Source organism: Pseudomonas sp. IT-P253 (assembly GCF_949768125.1).
Taxonomy (GTDB): Bacteria; Pseudomonadota; Gammaproteobacteria; order Pseudomonadales; family Pseudomonadaceae; genus Aquipseudomonas.
Genome location: NZ_CATKPT010000005.1, coordinates 62,683 through 81,472, shown reverse-complemented (window position 1 = coordinate 81,472; position 18,790 = coordinate 62,683). Strand labels below are relative to the sequence as shown.

The 18,790-nt window shown below is 59.8% G+C and carries 19 protein-coding genes; 15 read left to right on the top strand and 4 right to left on the bottom strand.

The features are described 5' to 3' along the window. Nucleotides 1-312 precede the first annotated feature (312 nt). From prfB to ACM6IR_RS02915, 7 genes are all read left to right on the top strand, one after another. Nucleotides 313-1,408 (top strand): peptide chain release factor 2 gene (gene prfB, locus ACM6IR_RS02945; RefSeq protein ID WP_134101818.1). Its coding sequence is split into 2 segments (ribosomal slippage): nt 313-384 and nt 386-1,408, totalling 1,095 coding nucleotides; the frame shifts between segments, so codons are not numbered across the junction. A 109-nt stretch (nt 1,409-1,517) separates the two neighbouring features. Further along, nucleotides 1,518-3,020, top strand: coding sequence for a lysine--tRNA ligase (gene lysS / locus ACM6IR_RS02940; RefSeq protein ID WP_414906305.1), 1,503 nt, complete (start codon nt 1,518-1,520; stop codon nt 3,018-3,020). 110 nt (nt 3,021-3,130) lie between these two features. Next, on the top strand, nt 3,131-3,835 hold the full coding sequence (locus tag ACM6IR_RS02935; protein ID WP_414906342.1) for a TetR/AcrR family transcriptional regulator: 705 nt from the start codon (nt 3,131-3,133) through the stop codon (nt 3,833-3,835). Nucleotides 3,836-3,886: 51 nt separating this feature from the next. Next, nucleotides 3,887-4,438 carry a hypothetical protein gene (locus ACM6IR_RS02930; protein ID WP_414906304.1) on the top strand — a complete coding sequence of 184 codons (552 nt, stop codon included), beginning with the start codon at nt 3,887-3,889 and terminating at the stop codon, nt 4,436-4,438. A gap of 35 nt (nt 4,439-4,473) precedes the next feature. After that, nucleotides 4,474-5,751 carry a flavohemoglobin expression-modulating QEGLA motif protein gene (locus ACM6IR_RS02925; protein ID WP_414906303.1) on the top strand — a complete coding sequence of 426 codons (1,278 nt, stop codon included), beginning with the start codon at nt 4,474-4,476 and terminating at the stop codon, nt 5,749-5,751. A 145-nt stretch (nt 5,752-5,896) separates the two neighbouring features. Further along, entirely contained in the window at nt 5,897-6,811 is a 915-nt protein-coding gene (locus ACM6IR_RS02920) for an alpha/beta hydrolase (RefSeq protein WP_414906302.1), read from the top strand. Beyond that, nucleotides 6,808-7,137, top strand: coding sequence for a hypothetical protein (locus ACM6IR_RS02915; RefSeq protein WP_414906301.1), 330 nt, complete (start codon nt 6,808-6,810; stop codon nt 7,135-7,137). The genes ACM6IR_RS02920 and ACM6IR_RS02915 overlap by 4 nt, the downstream gene beginning before the upstream one ends. 149 nt (nt 7,138-7,286) lie before the next feature. On the opposite strand, the gene ACM6IR_RS02910 is transcribed toward ACM6IR_RS02915, so the two are convergent. Together ACM6IR_RS02910 and ACM6IR_RS02905 are read right to left on the bottom strand one after the other, a co-directional pair. After that, entirely contained in the window at nt 7,287-7,631 is a 345-nt protein-coding gene (locus ACM6IR_RS02910; protein WP_414906300.1) for a pilin assembly protein, read from the bottom strand. Between the two features lie 479 nt (nt 7,632-8,110). Further along, a complete protein-coding gene (locus tag ACM6IR_RS02905; RefSeq protein ID WP_414906299.1) occupies nt 8,111-8,425 on the bottom strand; it encodes a hypothetical protein in 315 nt (104 codons plus the stop codon). A gap of 300 nt (nt 8,426-8,725) precedes the next feature. Here ACM6IR_RS02905 and ppc point away from each other — a divergent pair, with 300 nt between their 5' ends. From ppc to ACM6IR_RS02875, 6 genes are all read left to right on the top strand, one after another. Further along, nucleotides 8,726-11,356 (top strand): phosphoenolpyruvate carboxylase, encoded by a 2,631-nt coding sequence (gene ppc / locus ACM6IR_RS02900; RefSeq protein ID WP_414906298.1) that lies wholly within the window; start codon nt 8,726-8,728, stop codon nt 11,354-11,356. 288 nt (nt 11,357-11,644) lie between these two features. Next, nucleotides 11,645-12,292 (top strand): adenylate kinase, encoded by a 648-nt coding sequence (gene adk / locus ACM6IR_RS02895; protein WP_414906297.1) that lies wholly within the window; start codon nt 11,645-11,647, stop codon nt 12,290-12,292. Between the two features lie 86 nt (nt 12,293-12,378). Beyond that, complete coding sequence (gene tsaB, locus ACM6IR_RS02890) at nt 12,379-13,053, top strand: tRNA (adenosine(37)-N6)-threonylcarbamoyltransferase complex dimerization subunit type 1 TsaB (RefSeq protein WP_414906296.1); 675 nt, start codon at nt 12,379-12,381, stop codon at nt 13,051-13,053. A gap of 234 nt (nt 13,054-13,287) precedes the next feature. Further along, nucleotides 13,288-13,593: a hypothetical protein gene (locus tag ACM6IR_RS02885; protein ID WP_414906295.1), complete on the top strand. Its 306-nt coding sequence runs from the start codon at nt 13,288-13,290 to the stop codon at nt 13,591-13,593. After that, a complete protein-coding gene (locus ACM6IR_RS02880; RefSeq protein ID WP_414906294.1) occupies nt 13,593-14,453 on the top strand; it encodes a DUF72 domain-containing protein in 861 nt (286 codons plus the stop codon). Before ACM6IR_RS02885 ends, ACM6IR_RS02880 begins: the two co-directional genes overlap by 1 nt. A gap of 33 nt (nt 14,454-14,486) precedes the next feature. Next, entirely contained in the window at nt 14,487-15,308 is an 822-nt protein-coding gene (locus ACM6IR_RS02875) for an isocitrate lyase/PEP mutase family protein (protein WP_414906293.1), read from the top strand. A gap of 35 nt (nt 15,309-15,343) precedes the next feature. Here the strand turns inward: ACM6IR_RS02875 and ACM6IR_RS02870 are convergent, their stop codons facing one another. Next, a complete protein-coding gene (locus tag ACM6IR_RS02870) occupies nt 15,344-15,964 on the bottom strand; it encodes an energy transducer TonB (protein WP_414906292.1) in 621 nt (206 codons plus the stop codon). 94 nt (nt 15,965-16,058) lie between these two features. Here ACM6IR_RS02870 and ACM6IR_RS02865 point away from each other — a divergent pair, with 94 nt between their 5' ends. Continuing rightward, entirely contained in the window at nt 16,059-16,841 is a 783-nt protein-coding gene (locus tag ACM6IR_RS02865) for a class I SAM-dependent methyltransferase (protein WP_414906291.1), read from the top strand. A 109-nt stretch (nt 16,842-16,950) separates the two neighbouring features. On the opposite strand, the gene ACM6IR_RS02860 is transcribed toward ACM6IR_RS02865, so the two are convergent. Continuing rightward, a complete protein-coding gene (locus tag ACM6IR_RS02860; RefSeq protein ID WP_414906290.1) occupies nt 16,951-17,595 on the bottom strand; it encodes a TetR/AcrR family transcriptional regulator in 645 nt (214 codons plus the stop codon). Nucleotides 17,596-17,689: 94 nt separating this feature from the next. Between ACM6IR_RS02860 and ACM6IR_RS02855 the strand changes: the two genes are divergently transcribed. Further along, nucleotides 17,690-18,790 carry an efflux RND transporter periplasmic adaptor subunit gene (locus tag ACM6IR_RS02855; RefSeq protein ID WP_414906289.1) on the top strand — a complete coding sequence of 367 codons (1,101 nt, stop codon included), beginning with the start codon at nt 17,690-17,692 and terminating at the stop codon, nt 18,788-18,790.

Below are 18,790 nucleotides of genomic sequence, written 5' to 3'. Positions count from 1 at the left end.
GAGTTAAATTGGGTGGTGTGCAAGTCATGAAGGCGTAGGAGTGTTCCGGTTTTTAATAAGGGCGTTTCCTACAGGTGTTTCGAAGTGATTTTTCGGTGATTAATAAACTTTCTACACATGCTATGGATGTGTCTGTATCTGGGATTTTCTACGACCTCGCTCTGAGAGTCTTCGGTCATGGCAACCGTGTGTGGTTGTGATCAACCTGAATTCCGTGATTTCCCCCCTAAAGCCGCCAGGCGGGCTGCCGTGACAGCCTGATTACGTTATACTCGCCGGCTTTCAAAAGTTCGCCAACGAGTGCTGCCCGCCATGGAAATCAACCCGATCCTTAACAGTATCAAGGACCTGTCCGAGCGCTCCGAAACTATTCGGGGGTATCTTTGACTACGATCAAAAGCATGAGCGTCTGACTGAAGTCAATCGCGAGCTTGAAGATCCGTCTGTCTGGAACAACCCGTCGTACGCTCAGGAACTGGGCCGCGAGCGTTCGCTGCTGGCGCAGATCGTCGAAACCCTCGACGAAATGCACACCGGCCTGGCCGACGCCAAAGATCTGCTGCTGATGTCCGCCGAAGAAGAAGACCAGGCCGCCGTCGATGACGTCGCCGCCGAAGTCGAACGTCTGCGCGAGTCCCTCGAGAAGCTCGAATTCCGTCGCATGTTCAGCGGTGAAATGGACGCCAACAACGCCTACCTGGACATCCAGGCCGGCTCCGGCGGTACCGAGGCTCAGGACTGGGCCAACATCCTGCTGCGCATGTACCTGCGCTGGGCTGACAAACGCGGTTTCGACGCGACCATCATGGAACTGTCGGCCGGTGAAGTGGCCGGGATCAAGGGCGCTACCGTGCACATCAAGGGCGAATACGCCTTTGGCTGGTTGCGTACCGAGATCGGCGTGCACCGTCTGGTGCGCAAGAGCCCGTTCGACTCCGGTAACCGTCGTCACACCTCGTTCTCGGCCGTGTTCGTATCGCCGGAAATCGATGACAATATCGAAATCGACATCAACCCGTCGGACCTGCGCATCGACACCTACCGCTCCTCCGGTGCCGGTGGTCAGCACGTAAACACCACTGACTCGGCCGTACGTATCACCCACGTACCGTCCAACACCGTGGTCAGCTGCCAGAACGAACGCTCCCAACACGCCAACAAAGACACCGCGATGAAAATGTTGCGGGCGCGCTTGTACGAGCAGGAAGTGCAGAAACGCAACGCAGCGTCCCAGGCCCTGGAAGACACCAAGTCCGACATCGGCTGGGGTCACCAGATCCGCTCGTATGTACTCGATGCGTCGCGAATCAAGGATTTGCGCACTAACATCGAACGCAGCGACTGCGACAAGGTGCTCGACGGCGACATCGACGAATACCTGGTAGCAAGCCTGAAACAAGGGCTCTAAGACACGCGCTACAGGATCGGCGGACTCCGCGATCCTGTGGGTGCGAGGCTTGCCCGCGAACCCTGCCGCCAGGCAGGGGCAACGAACCTGTGATGGAATTTTTAAAGACATGAGCGACCTAGAACTCGACCCGCAAGCCCTGCAACAGGAAGAAAACTCCCTGATCGCCCTGCGCAAGGAAAAGCTTGCTGCCGAGCGCGCCAAGGGCAATGCCTTCCCGAACGACTTCCGCCGCGAAAACTACTGCGAAGACTTGCAGAAGCAGTACGCGGACAAGACCAAGGAAGAGCTGGCAGAGGCTGCAATCCCGGTCAAGGTTGCCGGTCGCATCATGCTCAACCGTGGCTCGTTCATGGTGATCCAGGACATGACCGGTCGCATCCAGGTTTACGTCAACCGTAAAACCCTGTCCGAAGACACCCTGGCCTCGGTGAAAACCTGGGACATGGGCGACATTATCGCCGCTGAAGGCACCCTGGCCCGTTCCGGCAAGGGCGACCTGTACGTCGAAATGACCAGCGTGCGCCTGCTGACCAAGTCCCTGCGTCCGCTGCCGGACAAACACCACGGCCTGACCGACACCGAGCAGCGCTACCGCCAGCGTTACGTTGACCTGATCGTCAACGAAGACGTGCGCCAGACGTTCCGCGTGCGTTCGCAAGTCATCGCCCACATCCGCAGCTTCCTGATGCAGCGTGACTTCCTGGAAGTGGAAACGCCGATGCTGCAAACCATTCCGGGTGGCGCGGCGGCCAAGCCGTTCGAAACGCATCACAACGCGCTGGACATGGGTATGTTCCTGCGTATCGCGCCTGAGTTGTACCTAAAGCGCCTCGTGGTTGGCGGCTTCGAGAAAGTGTTCGAAATCAACCGCAACTTCCGTAACGAAGGCGTTTCGACTCGTCACAACCCTGAATTCACCATGTTGGAGTTCTACCAGGCTTACGCCGACTACGAAGACAACATGGACCTGACCGAAGAACTGTTCCGTGAACTGGCGCAGCTGGTTCTGGGCAGCACCGACGTTCCGTACGGCGACAAGGTGTTCCACTTTGGCGAACCGTTCGTGCGTTTGTCGGTGTTCGACTCGATCCTCAAGTACAACCCTGAGCTGACCGCGGCGGACCTGAACGACATCGACAAGGCTCGCGCCATCGCCAAGAAGGCCGGTGCCAAGGTGCTGGGCTTCGAAGGTCTGGGCAAGTTGCAGGTGATGATTTTCGAAGAGCTGGTCGAGCACAAGCTGGAACAGCCGCACTTCATCACCCAGTACCCGTTCGAGGTGTCGCCGCTGGCCCGTCGTAACGACGAGAACCCGAACGTCACCGACCGTTTCGAGCTGTTCATCGGCGGCCGCGAAATCGCCAACGCCTACTCCGAGTTGAACGACGCGGAAGATCAGGCCGAGCGCTTCATGGCTCAGGTGGCCGACAAGGACGCCGGTGACGATGAAGCCATGCACTTCGACGCCGACTTCGTTCGTGCGTTGGAGTACGGCATGCCGCCAACGGCCGGCGAAGGTATCGGCATTGACCGTCTGGTGATGTTGTTGACCAACTCACCGTCGATCCGCGACGTGATTCTGTTCCCGCACATGCGGCCGCAAGCGTAAGCGTTCCAATAAAAAGCCGCCTGCCCAGGCGGCTTTTTATTGCCTGTCTGGTACAAACGTATCAATTTGTTGCTTAAAACAGAGAGGAATGACCTGTCGTGAAATCTGCAATTGCTCAAGAAGGTGCAGCGGTCGTCGCCACTGCGGTCGCTGAAAGTGTTCAGTACCAGGGCCGCAAGGCCAGCCGACAGGGCAGCGAACAGCGTCGACAGGACATTCTCGATGCAGCGATGCGCATTGTCGTGCGCGATGGGGTACGGGCCGTGCGTCATCGAGCGGTTGCCGCCGAGGCCGGTGTGCCGTTGTCGGCCACCACTTACTATTTCAAGGATATCGATGACTTGCTCACCGATACCTTCGCTCAATATGTGGAACGTAGCGCGGCTTTCATGGCCAAGCTATGGGTGAACACCGAAGCCCTGTTGCGCGAGATGGTGGACAGGGGCGACGGCAGCCCCGAGTCGCGCTCGCAACTGGCCGATGATATAGCGCGGTTGATGGCGGACTATGTTCACCGCCAGTTGACCAACCGGCGTGAACACTTGATGGCAGAACAGGCGTTCCGCCAGGAAGCGCTGCTTAACCCGCGTCTTGCCGTGTTGGTGCGTTCGCATCAGCAAATTCTCCTACAGGGTACGTGCCAGCTTTTACAGGTATTGGGTTCACGCGAGCCACAACAGGATGCCAAAGTGTTGACGGCGATTATCGGGCGGATGGAATATCAGGGCCTGCTCAACAACGCCGAGCCTGTGGCCGAAGCGGAAATGCTCGGTATCCTCAAACGCTACATGCACCTGGTATTGGCGTCGGTGTGATCCCTTGTGGGAACCCCGCCCCCTGTGGGAGCTATCGATAGGGAGTGTTGAATGAAAGCCTGGCGTGTCGTTCTGATCGCCTTGTCGTGCCTGCTGCTCAGTGGCTGTCTGGTGACCTTCAAGGAGCCTCTGCCCGGCGGCGAGCCTGCGCCAAAAGGCTTGCTCGGCAAGTGGACCAGCACCAACGCCTGGGGCGAGCCGATGAACCTTGAGCTGACCCGCCTTGACGACAATCACTATCAGGCCGTCAGTTACTTCAAGGCCAAGCCCAAGGAGCGAGAAGCTTACCCGTTCACGGTGTCGCACCATGGTGATCGCTGGTATTTGTCGGCGAAAGTGCCGCAGTTCGGCGGGCATTTCACGATGGCCGGTTTCGAGCTCAACGAAAAGCATGAGTTGGTGGTCTACAACCTCGACCTTGAGCAGATAAATCAGGCCCTGGGACAGAAAGTCCTCAGCGGCGAACGCTTCCAGACCGATGACGGTGACGGTGTGCTGATCAACAGCAACATGGAACAGGTGTTCGCCTACCTCGACGATCCGGCCAATTCCGACGTGTTCGTCGAGGCGGTGCGTTATCAGCGCCAGGCCAAAGCCAAATAACCCAGCACGTAACGGTTTTTCTACAGGAGTTTCGGGTGGACGATTACCAGCAGACGATACGCATTTTGTCCGATCGCATTGTGCTGGCGCAGACGCCGATTCGCGTCCTCGACGCGGTTAAATGGGACGACAACATCCGCAAGGGTTTCCTCAAGGCCAAGGGCAAGGAAATGCCGGCCGTGGACCGTGATTACTACCTGAACCGGCCATTGTCCTTCGACTCCAACAAAGTGAAACTGGAATTCCAGAACATCGAGCGCGACATCACCCGTCAGCTCGGTCAGTTCAATCCGGTTGGCCAGATCATGCGCCGCATGTGCAAGGAGTACCGGATGGTGGTGCGCATGCTCGAAGCGCGCGGCACCGAGGATTTCGGGCTGATTTCCCAGGAACTTTACGGCGCCGCGTCTGATGCCTTCCATGCGGGCGACCCGACGTTGGCCGACCTGGGGCTGATGCTGTCGGATTACTTGAACAACATTGATGGCCGTGGCGACCTGAAGGATGAGCCCAAGACGCTCTCCGCCAAAGAGGCCGTGCATCTCTTGCAAACTCGTTTGAACAAGGTCTTTGGCGAGGCCGAAGAGACCATTCGGGTGTTTGAATCCGACGGGATCGTCGCCGATGCGGCGGCCGGTGCCGACTACATCAAGATCCGCGCTGACGCGATGTTCAACGACCGCGACGTGCGTGCCCTGGAAGTTCACGAAGGGTTGGTGCATGTGGGCACCACGCTCAATGGACTGAACCAGCCAATCTGCACCTTCCTGTCCAAAGGGCCGCCGTCGTCGACAGTGACTCAGGAAGGGCTGGCGATCCTGATGGAAATCATCACCTTCGCCTCCTACCCCAGTCGCCTGCGCAAACTGACCAACCGCACGCGTGCCATTCACATGGTGGAAGAGGGCGCCGACTTCCTGCAGATCTTCGAGTTCTTCTGCGAACAGGGTTTTGAGATGGCGGAAAGCTACGGCAACGCCAGTCGGGTTTTCCGCGGGTCGGTGCCGACAGGTCTGCCATTTACCAAAGACTTGTCCTACCTCAAGGGCTTTATCATGGTTTACAACTACATTCAGTTGGCCGTGCGTAAAGGCAAGCTTGAGCAAATACCCTTGCTGTTTTGCGGCAAGACCACGCTGGAAGACATGCGGACGTTGCGGCAATTGGTGGATGAAGGGTTGGTGGTGCCGCCGAAGTATTTACCAGAGCAGTTCCGCGACTTGAATGCGTTGTCGGCGTGGATGTGCTTCTCCAACTTCCTCAACCACCTGAGCCTGGACCGGATCGAAGCGGATTACTCCAATATATTGTGAGTCTGTTGATTACCCTGTGGGAGCGAGCCTGCTCGCGAAAACGGCCTAACATTCAACATTGATGTTGACTGACATACCGCTATCGCGAGCAGGCTCGCTCCCACAGGTTTTTGTGTTTCACCCAATTTTCGCGAGGTTTCAACGGATGAGAATCCTCGGCATCGTCTGCCTTCTGCTGACCTTGAGCGGCTGCAGTTCGCTGCTGTTCTATCCCGACCCCGGTCAGCTGTTTACCCCGGAAAAAGCCAAACTCGAATACCGCGACGTCACCCTGGTCACCGCCGATGGCCTCAAGCTGCACGGCTGGTGGCTGCCGGCCAAAAAAGGTGTCGAGGTCAAAGGCACGGTGCTGCACCTGCACGGCAACGGCGGCAATATGCCCCTGCACCTGGGCGCAAGTTGGTGGTTGCCGCAGGCGGGCTATCAAGTGCTGCTGGTGGACTATCGCGGTTATGGCCTGTCCGAAGGCGAGCCGAGTTTGCCGGCGATCTATCAGGACATCGACGCTGCGTTCAAATGGCTCGATCAGGCCCCTGAGGTCAAAGGCAAACCGCTGATCCTGCTGGGGCAGAGCCTCGGGGGGGCGATGGCCGTGCATTACCTGGTCCAGCATCCCGAGCGCCAGCGACAGCTCAAGGCTATAGTGCTCGACGGCGTGCCCGCCAGTTACCGCAGTGTCGGCCGGTATGCCCTGAGCAATTCGTGGCTGACCTGGGCGTTCCAGGTGCCGCTGTCCTGGCTGGTACCGGATGGCGACAGTGCGATCAACTCAATGGCGCAGCTCAACGGTGTGCCGAAACTGATCTACCACAGCATCGACGATCCGCTCGTGCCTCTTTCCAACGGCATCCGACTGTATCAAGCTGCGCCGCCGCCGCGGGTGCTGCAACTGACCCGAGGGGGTCATGTGCAGACGTTCGCCGACCCGGTCTGGCGCAAAGTCATGCTGCGCTATCTCGATGACCCGCAGCATTTCAACGGCCTGCGCCGACTGGGCGAAATCCCGAATTACCCGGCGCCCCCGAATTCAGAAGATGAACCACCAGAGAGCCCGCAATGAGTGAAGAACGTAACGCCATCCCGCTGATCATCACCGGTATCTGCAGCATCCTCGGTACCGTCGGTGCCTTGTGGTTCTACGGTTACCTGCACTTCGCCAAGCCTGAGGATGCGTTGTTGCTCAGCGACTTCACCATGCTCAAGACCGTGCCGGGGGAAGACTACAAAGTCTCCCTGGAACCGGCGGCGCAAGTGGCCCAGTGCGTCGATGGCGTGCTGGTGCTGTTCGACACCGAGCAGAAAGGCCTGACCGGTGTGCTGGTCGACAACAAGAAAAAAGCCGTGCGTTGCATGGGCCAGGAAACGCCGCAGAAGCTGGAGCAGTAACTGCGGTTTTATGTGTAATGGATATCAAAGTGGGAGCGAGCCTGCTCGCGAAAGTGGTCGTTCTGCCAACCTGATTGTTGACTGTACTGACGTCTTCGTCGGAACGCCGCCCGGAGCGGGCTCGCTCCCACAGGTTTATCTTGGCTGGATCAGTGTTTCTGCTTGTCATTGCCCGCCGACAAATCGTGCAGATGACGACGGGATAACGCGAGAAAACGCGGGGTCGGACCGACGTCTTCGTACAGCGGATCGCCTTCTTCGTCGGTGGCCACGACGGTCGCCCCTTTCACATACGGGAAGCTTTTTTCGAGCTCTTCCAGCGCGGCGCCGATCAGCTCGCCGAGCAGTTCTTCGGGCTGGCGTTTCGGGTACATCTCGGTAATCGCCGCCAGCCGGGCGGCGGCTTCCACGTCCAGATGAATCGTGTAACCCGTCTCGGTCAGGCGACCCTTGGCGTTTTCTTCCCAATGCTGGGCAAGTTCGCGAATTTTCATAAAGACCTCATTGCGCTCCTGCACGTGGCAGGCGGTGAGTGTCCGGCGGTGGCCGGCGGCAGCCGTTATACGGCTTACTCTTCAGACTAGCTTTAACGCTCAAGGTTTAAAGTCCCTTCGTCGTCTAATGCTGCTCCCTATGGCCTTGGTGCTTTGGGCGCGCGCATTTGTAGCGAGGGCTCACCTGAGGGCTTTGATTGGGTGTATATCCGTTTTTTGGGTAGCGGCGGCTATGGGTTCCGCCCTTACGGCGGGTCACTTTGAAAAGCGCAAAGTAACCAAACGCTCTTGCCCCTTTCGTTCGGTGCCTCGCTGTGGCTCGGCATGCCCTCGCTCCGGTCCTGCTCCGTGAGCCCGCCGCCATCGGCCATCCATGGCCGGGGGCGGCTAACCCGGCATCCATGCCGGGTTGCCCACTGCGCAGAACCTCCACTCGGCCTCTCGATATAGGTGCATCGAGATCAAAAGCTGAAGGCGAGCTAACGCTCGGCCTGATGAGTGGTGAGAATCAAAAACGGTACGCCGCACCATTGTGGGTGGTGAAAATTAAAAGCTGTACGCGGATCCATTGTGGGAGCGAGCCTGCTCGCGAAGCCCTTGCCCTTGCCCTTGCCCTTGCCCTTACCCTTGCCCTTGCCCTTGCCCTTGCCCTTGCCCTTGCCCTTGCCCTTGCCCTTGCCGTTGCCGTTGCTTCGCTTTGGCTTCAGATCTGCCGCCCCTTTCCCAGAGGCCGAACGCAGGCGTTGCGCAGGGGGCACCGCGGCAAGGATGCCGCGGTAGCCGCCCCCGGCCATGGATGGCCGATGGCGGCGGGCCCCCGGAGCAATGCCGGAGTGAGGGCATGCCGAGCCTAGGCGAGGCACCGAATGGAGGGGCAAAGCGTTTTGCTTACTTTTGGGCGTCTGCAAAAGTGAGTCGCTGTAAAAGCGAAACCGCCAGCAGCCGCTACCGCAGAAACGGATATGTACCCAACCCCAATCCCAAAATTCTCTTAAACGAACATCATTACCCTCGCACTCTGCTTGTAAGAACCGCCTTACAACGGCACTCTCTAACGACAAAGCACACCCGGATTTTTCGCTGGAGAACGGCTGATGACCGATATTGATGCACGCTTGCGCGAGGACGTTCACCTGTTGGGTGAGCTGTTGGGCAACACCATTCGTGAGCAGTACGGGGACGATTTTCTCGACAAGATCGAGCAGATCCGCAAGGGCGCCAAGGCCGACCGTCGTGGCTCGATGGACGCCGAACTGAGCGCCAGTCTCAATCAATTGACTGAAGACGAGTTGCTGCCGGTTGCACGGGCGTTCAACCAGTTTCTCAACCTGGCCAATATCGCCGAGCAGTATCAGCTGATTCACCGCCGCGAAGAGTCACAGCCCGCGCCGTTCGAGGCACGGGTGCTGCCGGAGTTGCTCGCTCGCCTGCGTGCTGAAGGCCATGGTGCCGACGCCCTGGCGCGACAATTGGGGCGCCTGGAAATCGAGCTGGTGTTGACGGCTCACCCCACCGAAGTCGCTCGCCGCACGCTGATCCAGAAATACGACGCCATTGCCGCGCAACTCGCCGCGCAGGATCATCGCGACCTGACCAGTGCCGAGCGCGAGCAGATTCAGTCGAAATTGCAGCGATTGATCGCCGAAGCCTGGCACACCGAAGAAATCCGCCGTACTCGCCCGACGCCCGTGGACGAAGCCAAATGGGGCTTCGCGGTGATCGAGCATTCGTTGTGGCAGGCGATCCCCAACTATTTGCGTAAGGCCGATAAAGCCCTGCATGACGCCACCGGCCTGCATCTGCCGCTGGAATCCGCGCCGATTCGCTTTGCTTCATGGATGGGCGGCGACCGTGACGGTAACCCCAACGTCACCGCTGCCGTGACCCGCGAGGTGTTGCTGCTGGCGCGCTGGATGGCGGCCGATTTGTTCGTGCGTGACGTCGATCGCCTCGCCGCCGAGTTGTCGATGCAACAAGCCAACGATGCGCTTAAAGCCAAGGCTGGGGACAGCGCAGAGCCCTATCGCGCGGTGCTTAAGCAGTTGCGTGAACGCCTGCGCGCCACCCGGAGCTGGGCTCACGCCGCCTTGACGACCTCCACGCCAGCGACCGCCGAGGTGCTGCAACACAACCGCGAGCTGCTCGATCCGCTGGAGCTGTGTTACCAGTCGCTGCATGAGTGCGGCATGGGTGTGATCGCGGACGGTCCGTTGCTCGATTGCCTGCGCCGGGCGGTGACTTTCGGCCTGTTCCTGGTGCGCCTCGATGTGCGTCAGGACTCGTCGCGGCATACCGCAGCCATGACCGAAATCACCGATTACCTGGGCCTCGGTCGCTATGAGGACTGGAGCGAGGAAGAGCGAATTGCCTTCCTGATGCGTGAACTGAATAACCGTCGGCCATTGCTTCCGGCGTACTTCAAGCCCTCCGCCGATACCGCCGAAGTGCTCGCCACTTGCCGGGAAATCGCGGCCGCACCGGGGGCTTCGCTCGGTTCGTATGTGATTTCCATGGCCGGCGCCGCTTCCGATGTGCTCGCTGTGCAACTGCTGCTCAAAGAGTCTGGCGTCCTGCGGCCGATGCGCGTGGTGCCGCTGTTCGAAACCCTCGCAGACCTCGACAACGCCGGCCCGGTGATTGAAAAACTGTTGCTGCTGCCGGGTTATCGCGCGCGCCTGCAAGGGCCGCAGGAAGTGATGATCGGCTACTCCGACTCGGCCAAGGACGCCGGCACCACGGCGGCCGCCTGGGCGCAGTATCGGGCGCAGGAGCGGCTGGTCGATATCTGTCGCGAGCAACAAGTGGAGCTGCTGTTGTTCCACGGTCGCGGTGGCACCGTGGGCCGTGGCGGCGGTCCGGCGCACGCGGCGATTCTGTCGCAGCCACCCGGTTCGGTGGCGGGGCGGTTCCGCACCACTGAGCAGGGGGAAATGATTCGATTCAAGTTCGGCCTGCCGGACATCGCCGAACAAAACCTCAACCTGTACCTGGCAGCAGTGCTGGAAGCGACCTTGCTGCCACCGCCACCCCCGGAGCCTGCGTGGCGCCATTTGATGGACGAATTGGCGGCAGACGGTGTCAGCGCTTACCGTGCGGTGGTGCGGGAAAATCCACAGTTCGTCGAGTATTTCCGTCAGTCCACGCCGGAACAGGAACTGGGGCGACTGCCGTTGGGCAGCCGCCCGGCCAAACGCCGGGCCGGCGGGATCGAAAGCCTGCGGGCGATCCCGTGGATCTTCGGCTGGACCCAGACTCGCTTGATGCTGCCGGCGTGGCTCGGCTGGGAAGCGGCGCTGAGCAAGGCGCTGGAGCGCGGTGAGGGCGCGTTGCTGGGGCAGATGCGCGAGCAATGGCCGTTCTTCCGGACCCGTATCGATATGCTGGAAATGGTACTGGCCAAGGCCGATGCCGATATTGCCCAGTCCTACGATGAGCGCTTGGTTGAGCCAGATTTGTTGCCTTTGGGTGCGCATTTACGCGACCTATTGTCGCAGGCGTGTTCGGTGGTCCTGGGGTTGACTGGTCAGTCGCAGCTACTGGCACATAGCCCTGATACCCTTGAATTTATCCGCCTGCGCAACACCTATCTCGACCCGCTGCATCTATTGCAGGCCGAACTGTTGGCCCGTTCACGGCAACAGGAAGTGGCACAAGGCAGCCCGGTAGAACAGGCGTTGCTGGTGTCTGTAGCGGGGATTGCCGCCGGTTTGCGCAATACCGGCTAAGATTTTCGTCGTGGCGCAAGGCACCCGGCGCGCGCGTCGAGTGCCTGGGAGCGAGGGGCTGAAAAGTGCTGTCAGGCGACAGTTAATGATGGGGTTGCGACTTGGGGTACCCCATTGCAAGGTCACATAAGGTGTAGGTTTCTCCGACTTTCGGCGGCTTGTGTGCTCAGGGCCTGCTGTGTATCTTGATCAGCCTCTGGCCGTTTGGGCGGCCACGACCCTTTTTTTGAGATTGGCCCCACGAGGCGAATCTGACGTTATCTATATAAAAAATTGAGGAGCACATCGATGCGCGTCATTCTGCTGGGAGCTCCCGGGGCCGGTAAAGGTACTCAGGCTAAGTTCATCACCGAGAAATTCGGCATTCCGCAAATCTCCACTGGCGACATGCTGCGTGCCGCGGTCAAGGCCGGCACCGAGCTGGGCATCAAGGCCAAAAGCATCATGGATGCCGGTGGCCTGGTGTCCGATGACCTGATCATCGCGCTGGTCAAGGACCGCATTGCCCAGTCCGACTGCGCCAACGGTTTCCTTTTCGATGGCTTCCCGCGCACCATTCCGCAGGCTGAAGCCCTGGTGGACGCCGGCGTCGAACTGGACAACGTGGTCGAAATCGCCGTCGATGACGAAGAAATCGTTCAGCGTATCGCCGGTCGTCGTGTTCACGAGGCCAGCGGCCGCGTGTACCACACCGTCTACAACCCGCCCAAAGTTGCCGGCAAGGACGACATCACCGGTGAAGACCTGGTACAGCGCAAGGACGACACCGAAGAAACCGTGCGTCATCGCCTGTCGGTCTACCACTCCCAGACCAAGCCACTGGTAGCCTTCTACCAGAACCTGGCCGCTGCTCAGGGCAAGCCGAAGTACAGCCACATTGCTGGCGTTGGCTCGGTTGAAGCGATTACCGGCAAGGTGCTTGAAGCGCTGAGCTGAAAACCGCTTCATCTTCTACGGCCCGCTTGCGGGCCGTAGTTGTTTATACTGGCGCACTTTTTCTGACCTCTCTTACGGATACATTGATGAGCACCTTGCTGGCCCTGGACACCGCGACTGAAGCTTGCTCCGTTGCCTTGCTGCATGATGGCAAAGTCACGAGTCATTACGAGGTGATCCCGCGCCTGCACGCGCAGAAGCTACTGCCGATGATTCAGCAATTGCTCGCCGATGCCGGGACCACCCTGCAAGCGGTCGACGCCATTGCTTTCGGCCGTGGGCCGGGGGCTTTCACCGGTGTGCGAATTGCGATTGGTGTGGTGCAGGGCCTGGCGTTTGCGCTGGATCGCCCGGTACTGCCGGTGTCGAACCTGGCGGTACTGGCGCAGCGTGCATACCGCGAGCATGGCGTGAGCCAGGTGGCGGCCGCCATCGATGCGCGGATGGACGAAGTGTATTGGGGTTGCTACCGCGAAACGGCAGGGGAGATGCGACTGGTCGGCAATGAGGCCGTGCTGCCGCCGGAAGCGGCGGCATTGCCGGCCGATGCCAGCGGCGAATGGTTTGGCGCGGGCACCGGCTGGAATTATGCCGAGCGCATCGCCGTCAAACTGACCGGGCAAGAGGCGGGCATGTTGCCCCACGCCGAAGACTTGTTGACCCTGGCGCGGTTTGCCTGGGCGCGCGGTGAGGCGATAGTGGCGGACGAGGCGCAGCCGGTTTATCTGCGCGATAAAGTGGCGACCCCGAAAGCGCGTTAATCCGCGATACGGAGTTGCTCCATTCGCGGGCAAGCCTCGCTCCTACAAGAAGCACCACCGTTTCTGTAGGAGCGAGGCTTGCCCGCGAAAGCGATCCAGCGGATGTAACCAATTGTCGTTTTATTCCCCCGCTTTTAAACCTTTTTGCATTTCTGTGTTCTAGTTATCACCAAGCGGTTTGCGAAGCAGGCTATGCGCCACTAAACTGCCATTACTGATACCGGACATGTACTCATGCGTATAGACGGCGTTTCCTCTCAGTCCTACCCCATCAAGCGCAAGCCTCGCAAAGGCGCTGTGGCGCAAGACGATTACGTCGACATCGACGGCGAGCTGGAAATGCCCTCCGAAGAGCAAATGGCCGCCCGCGCTGCCAAGGCTTCCGCGCAGCGCCTGGCTAATCTGCCGGCTCGTCAACAAGATCTGCTCTACCACCGCGCCATGAGCAAAAGCGTGGCCACGGCACTCGCCAGCTACCTGAGCACTGCCGCTTTTGTCGATTGGGATTCGAATGTAATGGGCCTCGACCTGTACATCTGATGTGGCTGCCTTATTACCTCGGCTGCCCGTCCTGGAGTGAAAACGCCTGGCGCGATTACCTCTATCCGCCCGATGCCAAGTCCTCCGAATTTCTGACGCTCTATTCTCAAGTATTCAACGCCGTGGAAGGTAATACGACCTTCTACGCGAGCCCTGCTGCCAGCACCGTGCAGCGCTGGGCCGAGACCATGCCCGAGCACTTTCGCTTCACTGCCAAATTCCCCGGCGACATCAGCCACAGTGGCGACCTGCGCGAACAACTGACCGCTGTCGAAACGTTCCTGCAATTGCTCAGCCCCTTGGGCGATCGCGTTTCACCCCTCTGGCTGCAATTGTCGAAAAGCTTTACGCCTCAACGATTGCACGAGCTGGCGGGGTTTATCGACGCGGTGGACAGGCCTCTGGCCATCGAAGTGCGACACGACGATTTCTTCGCCAAGGGCGATGCCGAGCGCGGGCTCAATCGTCTGCTGCGGGATCGCGGAGTCGAGCGCATTTGTCTCGACCCACGCGCGCTGTTCAGCTGCGTGTCGACGGATCCTTCGGTGCTTCACGCCCAGTCAAAAAAGCCCAAGGTACCGCCGCGTCCGGCAGCCTTCACCCCGTTCCCGCAAGTCCGTTTCATCGGTCATCCACAGTTGGAGGCTAACGATCCCTTCCTTGTGCCGTGGGTCGAGAAAATCGCCCAGTGGATAGAAGAGGGCCGCACGCCCTATATCTTCCTGCATACCGCCGATAACCTGCTGGCCGCCAAACTCGCGCAACGTTTTCACGCAAAACTGATGCTGCGTTTGCCTGGCCTGCCGCCGCTGCCTGAGCTATACAGAGAGCCCGCCATCGAGCAGCTTGGCCTGCTCTGAGACGGATTCCCTGCTTTTTTCAGGAGCCTGCCAATGGATGCGCAAACCCTTCGAGCCCAGGCGTTCAAAGCACTGCATGAACGCGACGGCGCTTTTGTCATTCCCAACCCTTGGGACGCCGGTTCGGCGAAAATGCTCGCCAGCCTGGGTTTTGAGGCGCTCGCGACCACCAGTGCCGGTTATGCCTTTTCCAAAGCCCGCCCCGATGGCGGATTGACCCTGGACGATACCCTGGCAAACGTTCAGGCGATTGTCGCGGCCACCGATCTGCCGGTAGCGGTCGACCTGGAAAACGGTTTCGCCGACAACCCGGCGGACTGCGCGAAAAGTATTTTGCGCGCGGCAGAAGTCGGTGCCGTCGGCGGCTCGATCGAAGATGCCACGGGCCGTGAGGGCGCGCCGATCTACTGCTTTGAACATGCCGTGGCCCGCATCGAAGCCTCTGTCGCCGCAGCCCGCAGTTTGCCATTCCCCTTCATGCTGACGGCGCGGGCCGAGAACTTCCTGCATGGCAACCCTGATCTGGCCGATACCATTCGCCGCTTGCAGGCCTTTGCCGAAGCGGGGGCCGACGTGCTGTACGCGCCCGGTCTGCGCACAGCTGAAGAGGTCCTGGCGGTGGTGCGCGCGGTGGCGCCGAAACCGGTCAATGTCTTGATGTCCGGCGGGCTGAAGCTGACGGTCGAGCAACTGAGCGAAATGGGCGTCAAGCGGATCAGCGTGGGTTCAGCGCTCGCATTGGCGGCCTATGGCGAGTTCTATCGCGCCGCCGAAGAGATCCAGAAATCAGGCACGTTCGGGTTCACGTCACGGTCGATGCCGTATCAGCAGGCCAATCAATTGTTCAAGCGCTGACAATGCGGTTTCGGTAGCGGCTGTGTCGCGGAGGTTTATGCGGCAATGCGCAGGTTTTGCAGGACGATTGGGCGAGCCCAGCCGTTATCGAAATCGAGTTGCTTCTGTTGTTCCACCAGCTCTTGCGGCGAGAACGGCGGGAATGGCTTGTCCAGCAGATGAAGTTCGAACTCGGCGATCGGCAGGTGCAATGGACGCGGTTGGGGGGCCGGACCGGGTTCTGGCACAGGTTGACCGGCGGCCAGCACGATCGGACGAACCCAGCCGCTTTCGAAGTTCTGTTGTTGCTGTTGCGCGACGATTTCTTCCGCCGGGAACGGAGGGGACGGTTTGTCGGCCAGGTCCATTTCAAACTCGGCAATCGGCAGGAACAGTGGCTCAGGAGGGCGAACGACGGTTTCCTTCACGTCACATTCGCGCTGGGAGACAATGTGCGCCAGCAGTTCGCTGCCCACCGTCGGTTCGACCGGGCTGTCGAGATCGACCGGTGGAAAGTTGAGAGAAGCCGGCACCCCATCGCTCGACTGATCGGCCAGTGCCTGGGCAAAAAAATCTTGCCAGTGATGGCTGACACCGCTCAGTGCTTGGCTATTTCGCAGGCGGTAATCGCCGTAGGGCGAGATAAAACCTGTGATTGTGGGTTGAATGTCTGACATTTCTCTCGGTCGACGCTGAGGTCTGGCAAAATGCTCGATAGTTTTGTTATCGGCCGTTTTTGCCGATCATTAATTTTTTTGAGCGTGTTTTCCCATGATTGAGCAACCTGCCGCCTGCCGCATCCATGTCGAGGCCTCGGCTCCGGCGTTTCAGCCACAAGCCGAGCAATGGGCCGAGCGCCTGGGGTTGCCTATGCACGTGGCTGACGGCGAGTTTGCCTTGCAAGTGGGCGAGCAGGGCTTGCAGCTGCAACAACTGGGTGCTGATGCGCCAGGGCCGGTGCGGGTGGACTTCGTCGAAGGCGGCGCGGCCCATCGTCGTTTGTTCGGTGGCGGCACGGGGCAAATGATCGCCAAGGCCGTTGGCATCGCGCAGGGCGTGCGCCCGCGTGTGCTGGATGCCACGGCAGGGCTGGGCAAGGATGCGTTCGTGTTGGCCAGCCTGGGCTGCGAGATGAGCCTGATCGAACGCCAGCCGTTGATCGGTGCCTTGCTTGAAGATGGCCTGGCCCGTGGCGCGGAAGACTTCGACGTGGCGCCGATCGTGGCGCGCATGCATTTGCTCAAGGGCAATTCAATCGAGGTGATGCGCAACTGGGAAGGCGAGCCGCCGCAGGTGATCTACCTGGACCCGATGTTTCCCCATCGTGAGAAAACGGCGCTGGTAAAGAAGGAAATGCGCCTGTTCCGGCCGTTGGTGGGCGATGATCCGGACGCTCCGGCACTGCTTGAAGCGGCCTTGGCACTGGCCAGCCACCGGGTGGTGGTCAAGCGGCCGCGCAAGGCGCCGTGCATTGCGGGGCCGAAGCCGAGCCATGCGCTGGATGGGAAATCCAGTCGCTATGATATTTACCCGAAGAAAGCGCTTAAGCCCTAGGACCGTGTCGTCCCATTCGCGGGCAAGCCTCGCTCCTACAAGAAGCACCACCGTTTCTGTAGGAGCGAGGCTTGCCCGCGAAGGCGTCGGACCAGACACCTAAAACCTATCAGGCTGACTCCGGTCGATAAGCCCGCATAAACAACCCCACCACTTCCTGCACATGGCTCTCGGCTGCCTCCGCGGACAATGGCTCGCCGCAACCATAAAGCAAGCGAAAATTCCCCGCGCCCTTGAGCAGGCAGAAGAAATGCTCAGCCGCATTGCGCGGCTTCTTGATGTGCAATGCGCCGCTCTGATCAACTTTGGCCAGCAGTCGCTCCATGCCATGCAGCACGCGCTCCGGCCCGGCCTCGAAGAATATTTGTGAGAGTTTCGGGTCCTGGCTGCCCAGCGTCATCATCAGCCGATGCAGGTTCACCGATTCGTCGCTGTTGATCAGGTGATGAAAGCCGCGCGCGATGTTCAGCAGCACTGTTTCTACAGCAATGCCATCCGGCAATTCAAAAAACAGCGTAGGCAATTGCTCTTCGCATTTGGCGACGACGGCGGCGGAGAACAGCGTCTCCTTGTCGTTGAAATGGCTGTAGACGGTCAGCTTTGACACACCCGCTTCGGCCGCCACGGCGTCCATGCTGGTGTTCGCATAACCATTGCTCAGAAACAGAATTTTCGCCGCATCGAGGATGGCCCGGCGCTTGGCCAGATCCTTGGGGCGGCCCGGACCATTGGGTGCTGAAAGATTGTTGGTCATTCTTCGCTTTTAATACTGGACTGGTGAGTTTGCTATTAATAACATACTGGTCAGTATAATTATTCCAAGCACCATTAGCGAAAGGTCCTTCACCATGTTCCGCTATGCCTTGCCCTTCGCATTGCCGGTCAGTCTGGCGTTTTTATTGTCTGCGTGTGGTCATGAAGAGGCGCCTCAAGTCACTGTTCGCCCGGCCATGGTGGTGCAGCCAGAGCCTTCGGCTCAGGCGATGGAAAGTTATCCCGGTGAGGTTCGGGCTCGATACGAGCCTGATCTGGCGTTTCGCATCGGCGGTAAAGTCAGCCGACGACTGGTCGAGGAAGGCCAGCGAGTCAAGGCGGACCAGCCTCTGGCTGAACTCGATCCGCAAGACGTGCGCCTGCAACTGGAAGCCACCCGCGCTCAGGTTGCCGCTGCCGAAGCCAATTTGAACCTCGTTCGCGCCGAACGTGATCGCTACAAGACTCTGATGGACCGTCAGATGGTCAGCCGATCGCAGTACGACAATTCCGAAAACCTCTACCGATCCGGTGAAGCTCGGCTGAAGCAGATCAAGGCCGAGTTCAACGTCTCGACCAATCAGGCCAGCTACGCCGTGTTGCGCGCGCCTCAGGACGGCGTGGTGGCCAAACGTGCGGTCGAAGTCGGGCAAGTGGTGGCGGCGGGGCAAACGGTGTTTACCCTCGCCACCGATGGTGAGCGCGAAGTGTCGATCAGCCTGCCGGAGCAGAGTTTCGGTCGCTTCAAAGTGGGGCAGCCGGTCTCGGTTGAACTCTGGACCCAGCCCGATCAACGTTTCTCCGGGCGCATTCGTGAGCTGTCGCCCGCCGCCGATCCAAAATCCCGTACCTTCGCCGCCCGCATCGCGTTCACTGCCGGTAAGGTGCCGGCCGAGCTCGGCCAGAGCGCCCGAGTGTTCATCCAGACCGCCGAAGTCGTAGCGCTGTCAGTGCCGCTGTCTGCTGTCACCGCAGAAAACGGTGCCACCTACGTTTGGGTGCTGGGCGCCAACAACACCCTGAAAAAAGCCCCGGTCCGGGTCGGCCCGTTCGGCGAGAAAACCGTGCCGGTGTTCGAAGGCCTGAACGCCAGTGACTGGGTGGTGGCCGCCGGTGTCCATGTGCTTCATGACGGGCAGCAAGTGCGCCCGGTGGATCGCTCCAACCGCGTGGTCAATCTGGCGGACAAGGAGTAA

Bases quoted from the DNA above. Each gene is read 5' to 3' on its own strand.
- ACM6IR_RS02920 (WP_414906302.1), top strand. From the start codon at position 5,897: ATGAGAATCCTCGGCATCGTCTGCCTTCTGCTGACCTTGAGCGGCTGC.
- ACM6IR_RS02930 (WP_414906304.1), top strand. From the start codon at position 3,887: ATGAAAGCCTGGCGTGTCGTTCTGATCGCCTTGTCGTGCCTGCTGCTC.
- ACM6IR_RS02885 (WP_414906295.1), top strand. From the start codon at position 13,288: ATGCGTATAGACGGCGTTTCCTCTCAGTCCTACCCCATCAAGCGCAAG.
- ACM6IR_RS02915 (WP_414906301.1), top strand. From the start codon at position 6,808: ATGAGTGAAGAACGTAACGCCATCCCGCTGATCATCACCGGTATCTGC.
- ACM6IR_RS02870 (WP_414906292.1), bottom strand. From the start codon at position 15,964: ATGTCAGACATTCAACCCACAATCACAGGTTTTATCTCGCCCTACGGC.
- ACM6IR_RS02910 (WP_414906300.1), bottom strand. From the start codon at position 7,631: ATGAAAATTCGCGAACTTGCCCAGCATTGGGAAGAAAACGCCAAGGGT.
- ACM6IR_RS02880 (WP_414906294.1), top strand. From the start codon at position 13,593: ATGTGGCTGCCTTATTACCTCGGCTGCCCGTCCTGGAGTGAAAACGCC.
- ACM6IR_RS02860 (WP_414906290.1), bottom strand. From the start codon at position 17,595: ATGACCAACAATCTTTCAGCACCCAATGGTCCGGGCCGCCCCAAGGAT.
- lysS (WP_414906305.1), top strand. From the start codon at position 1,518: ATGAGCGACCTAGAACTCGACCCGCAAGCCCTGCAACAGGAAGAAAAC.
- ACM6IR_RS02855 (WP_414906289.1), top strand. From the start codon at position 17,690: ATGTTCCGCTATGCCTTGCCCTTCGCATTGCCGGTCAGTCTGGCGTTT.
- adk (WP_414906297.1), top strand. From the start codon at position 11,645: ATGCGCGTCATTCTGCTGGGAGCTCCCGGGGCCGGTAAAGGTACTCAG.
- ACM6IR_RS02865 (WP_414906291.1), top strand. From the start codon at position 16,059: ATGATTGAGCAACCTGCCGCCTGCCGCATCCATGTCGAGGCCTCGGCT.
- ACM6IR_RS02905 (WP_414906299.1), bottom strand. From the start codon at position 8,425: ATGGCCGGGGGCGGCTACCGCGGCATCCTTGCCGCGGTGCCCCCTGCG.
- ACM6IR_RS02875 (WP_414906293.1), top strand. From the start codon at position 14,487: ATGGATGCGCAAACCCTTCGAGCCCAGGCGTTCAAAGCACTGCATGAA.
- ppc (WP_414906298.1), top strand. From the start codon at position 8,726: ATGACCGATATTGATGCACGCTTGCGCGAGGACGTTCACCTGTTGGGT.
- tsaB (WP_414906296.1), top strand. From the start codon at position 12,379: ATGAGCACCTTGCTGGCCCTGGACACCGCGACTGAAGCTTGCTCCGTT.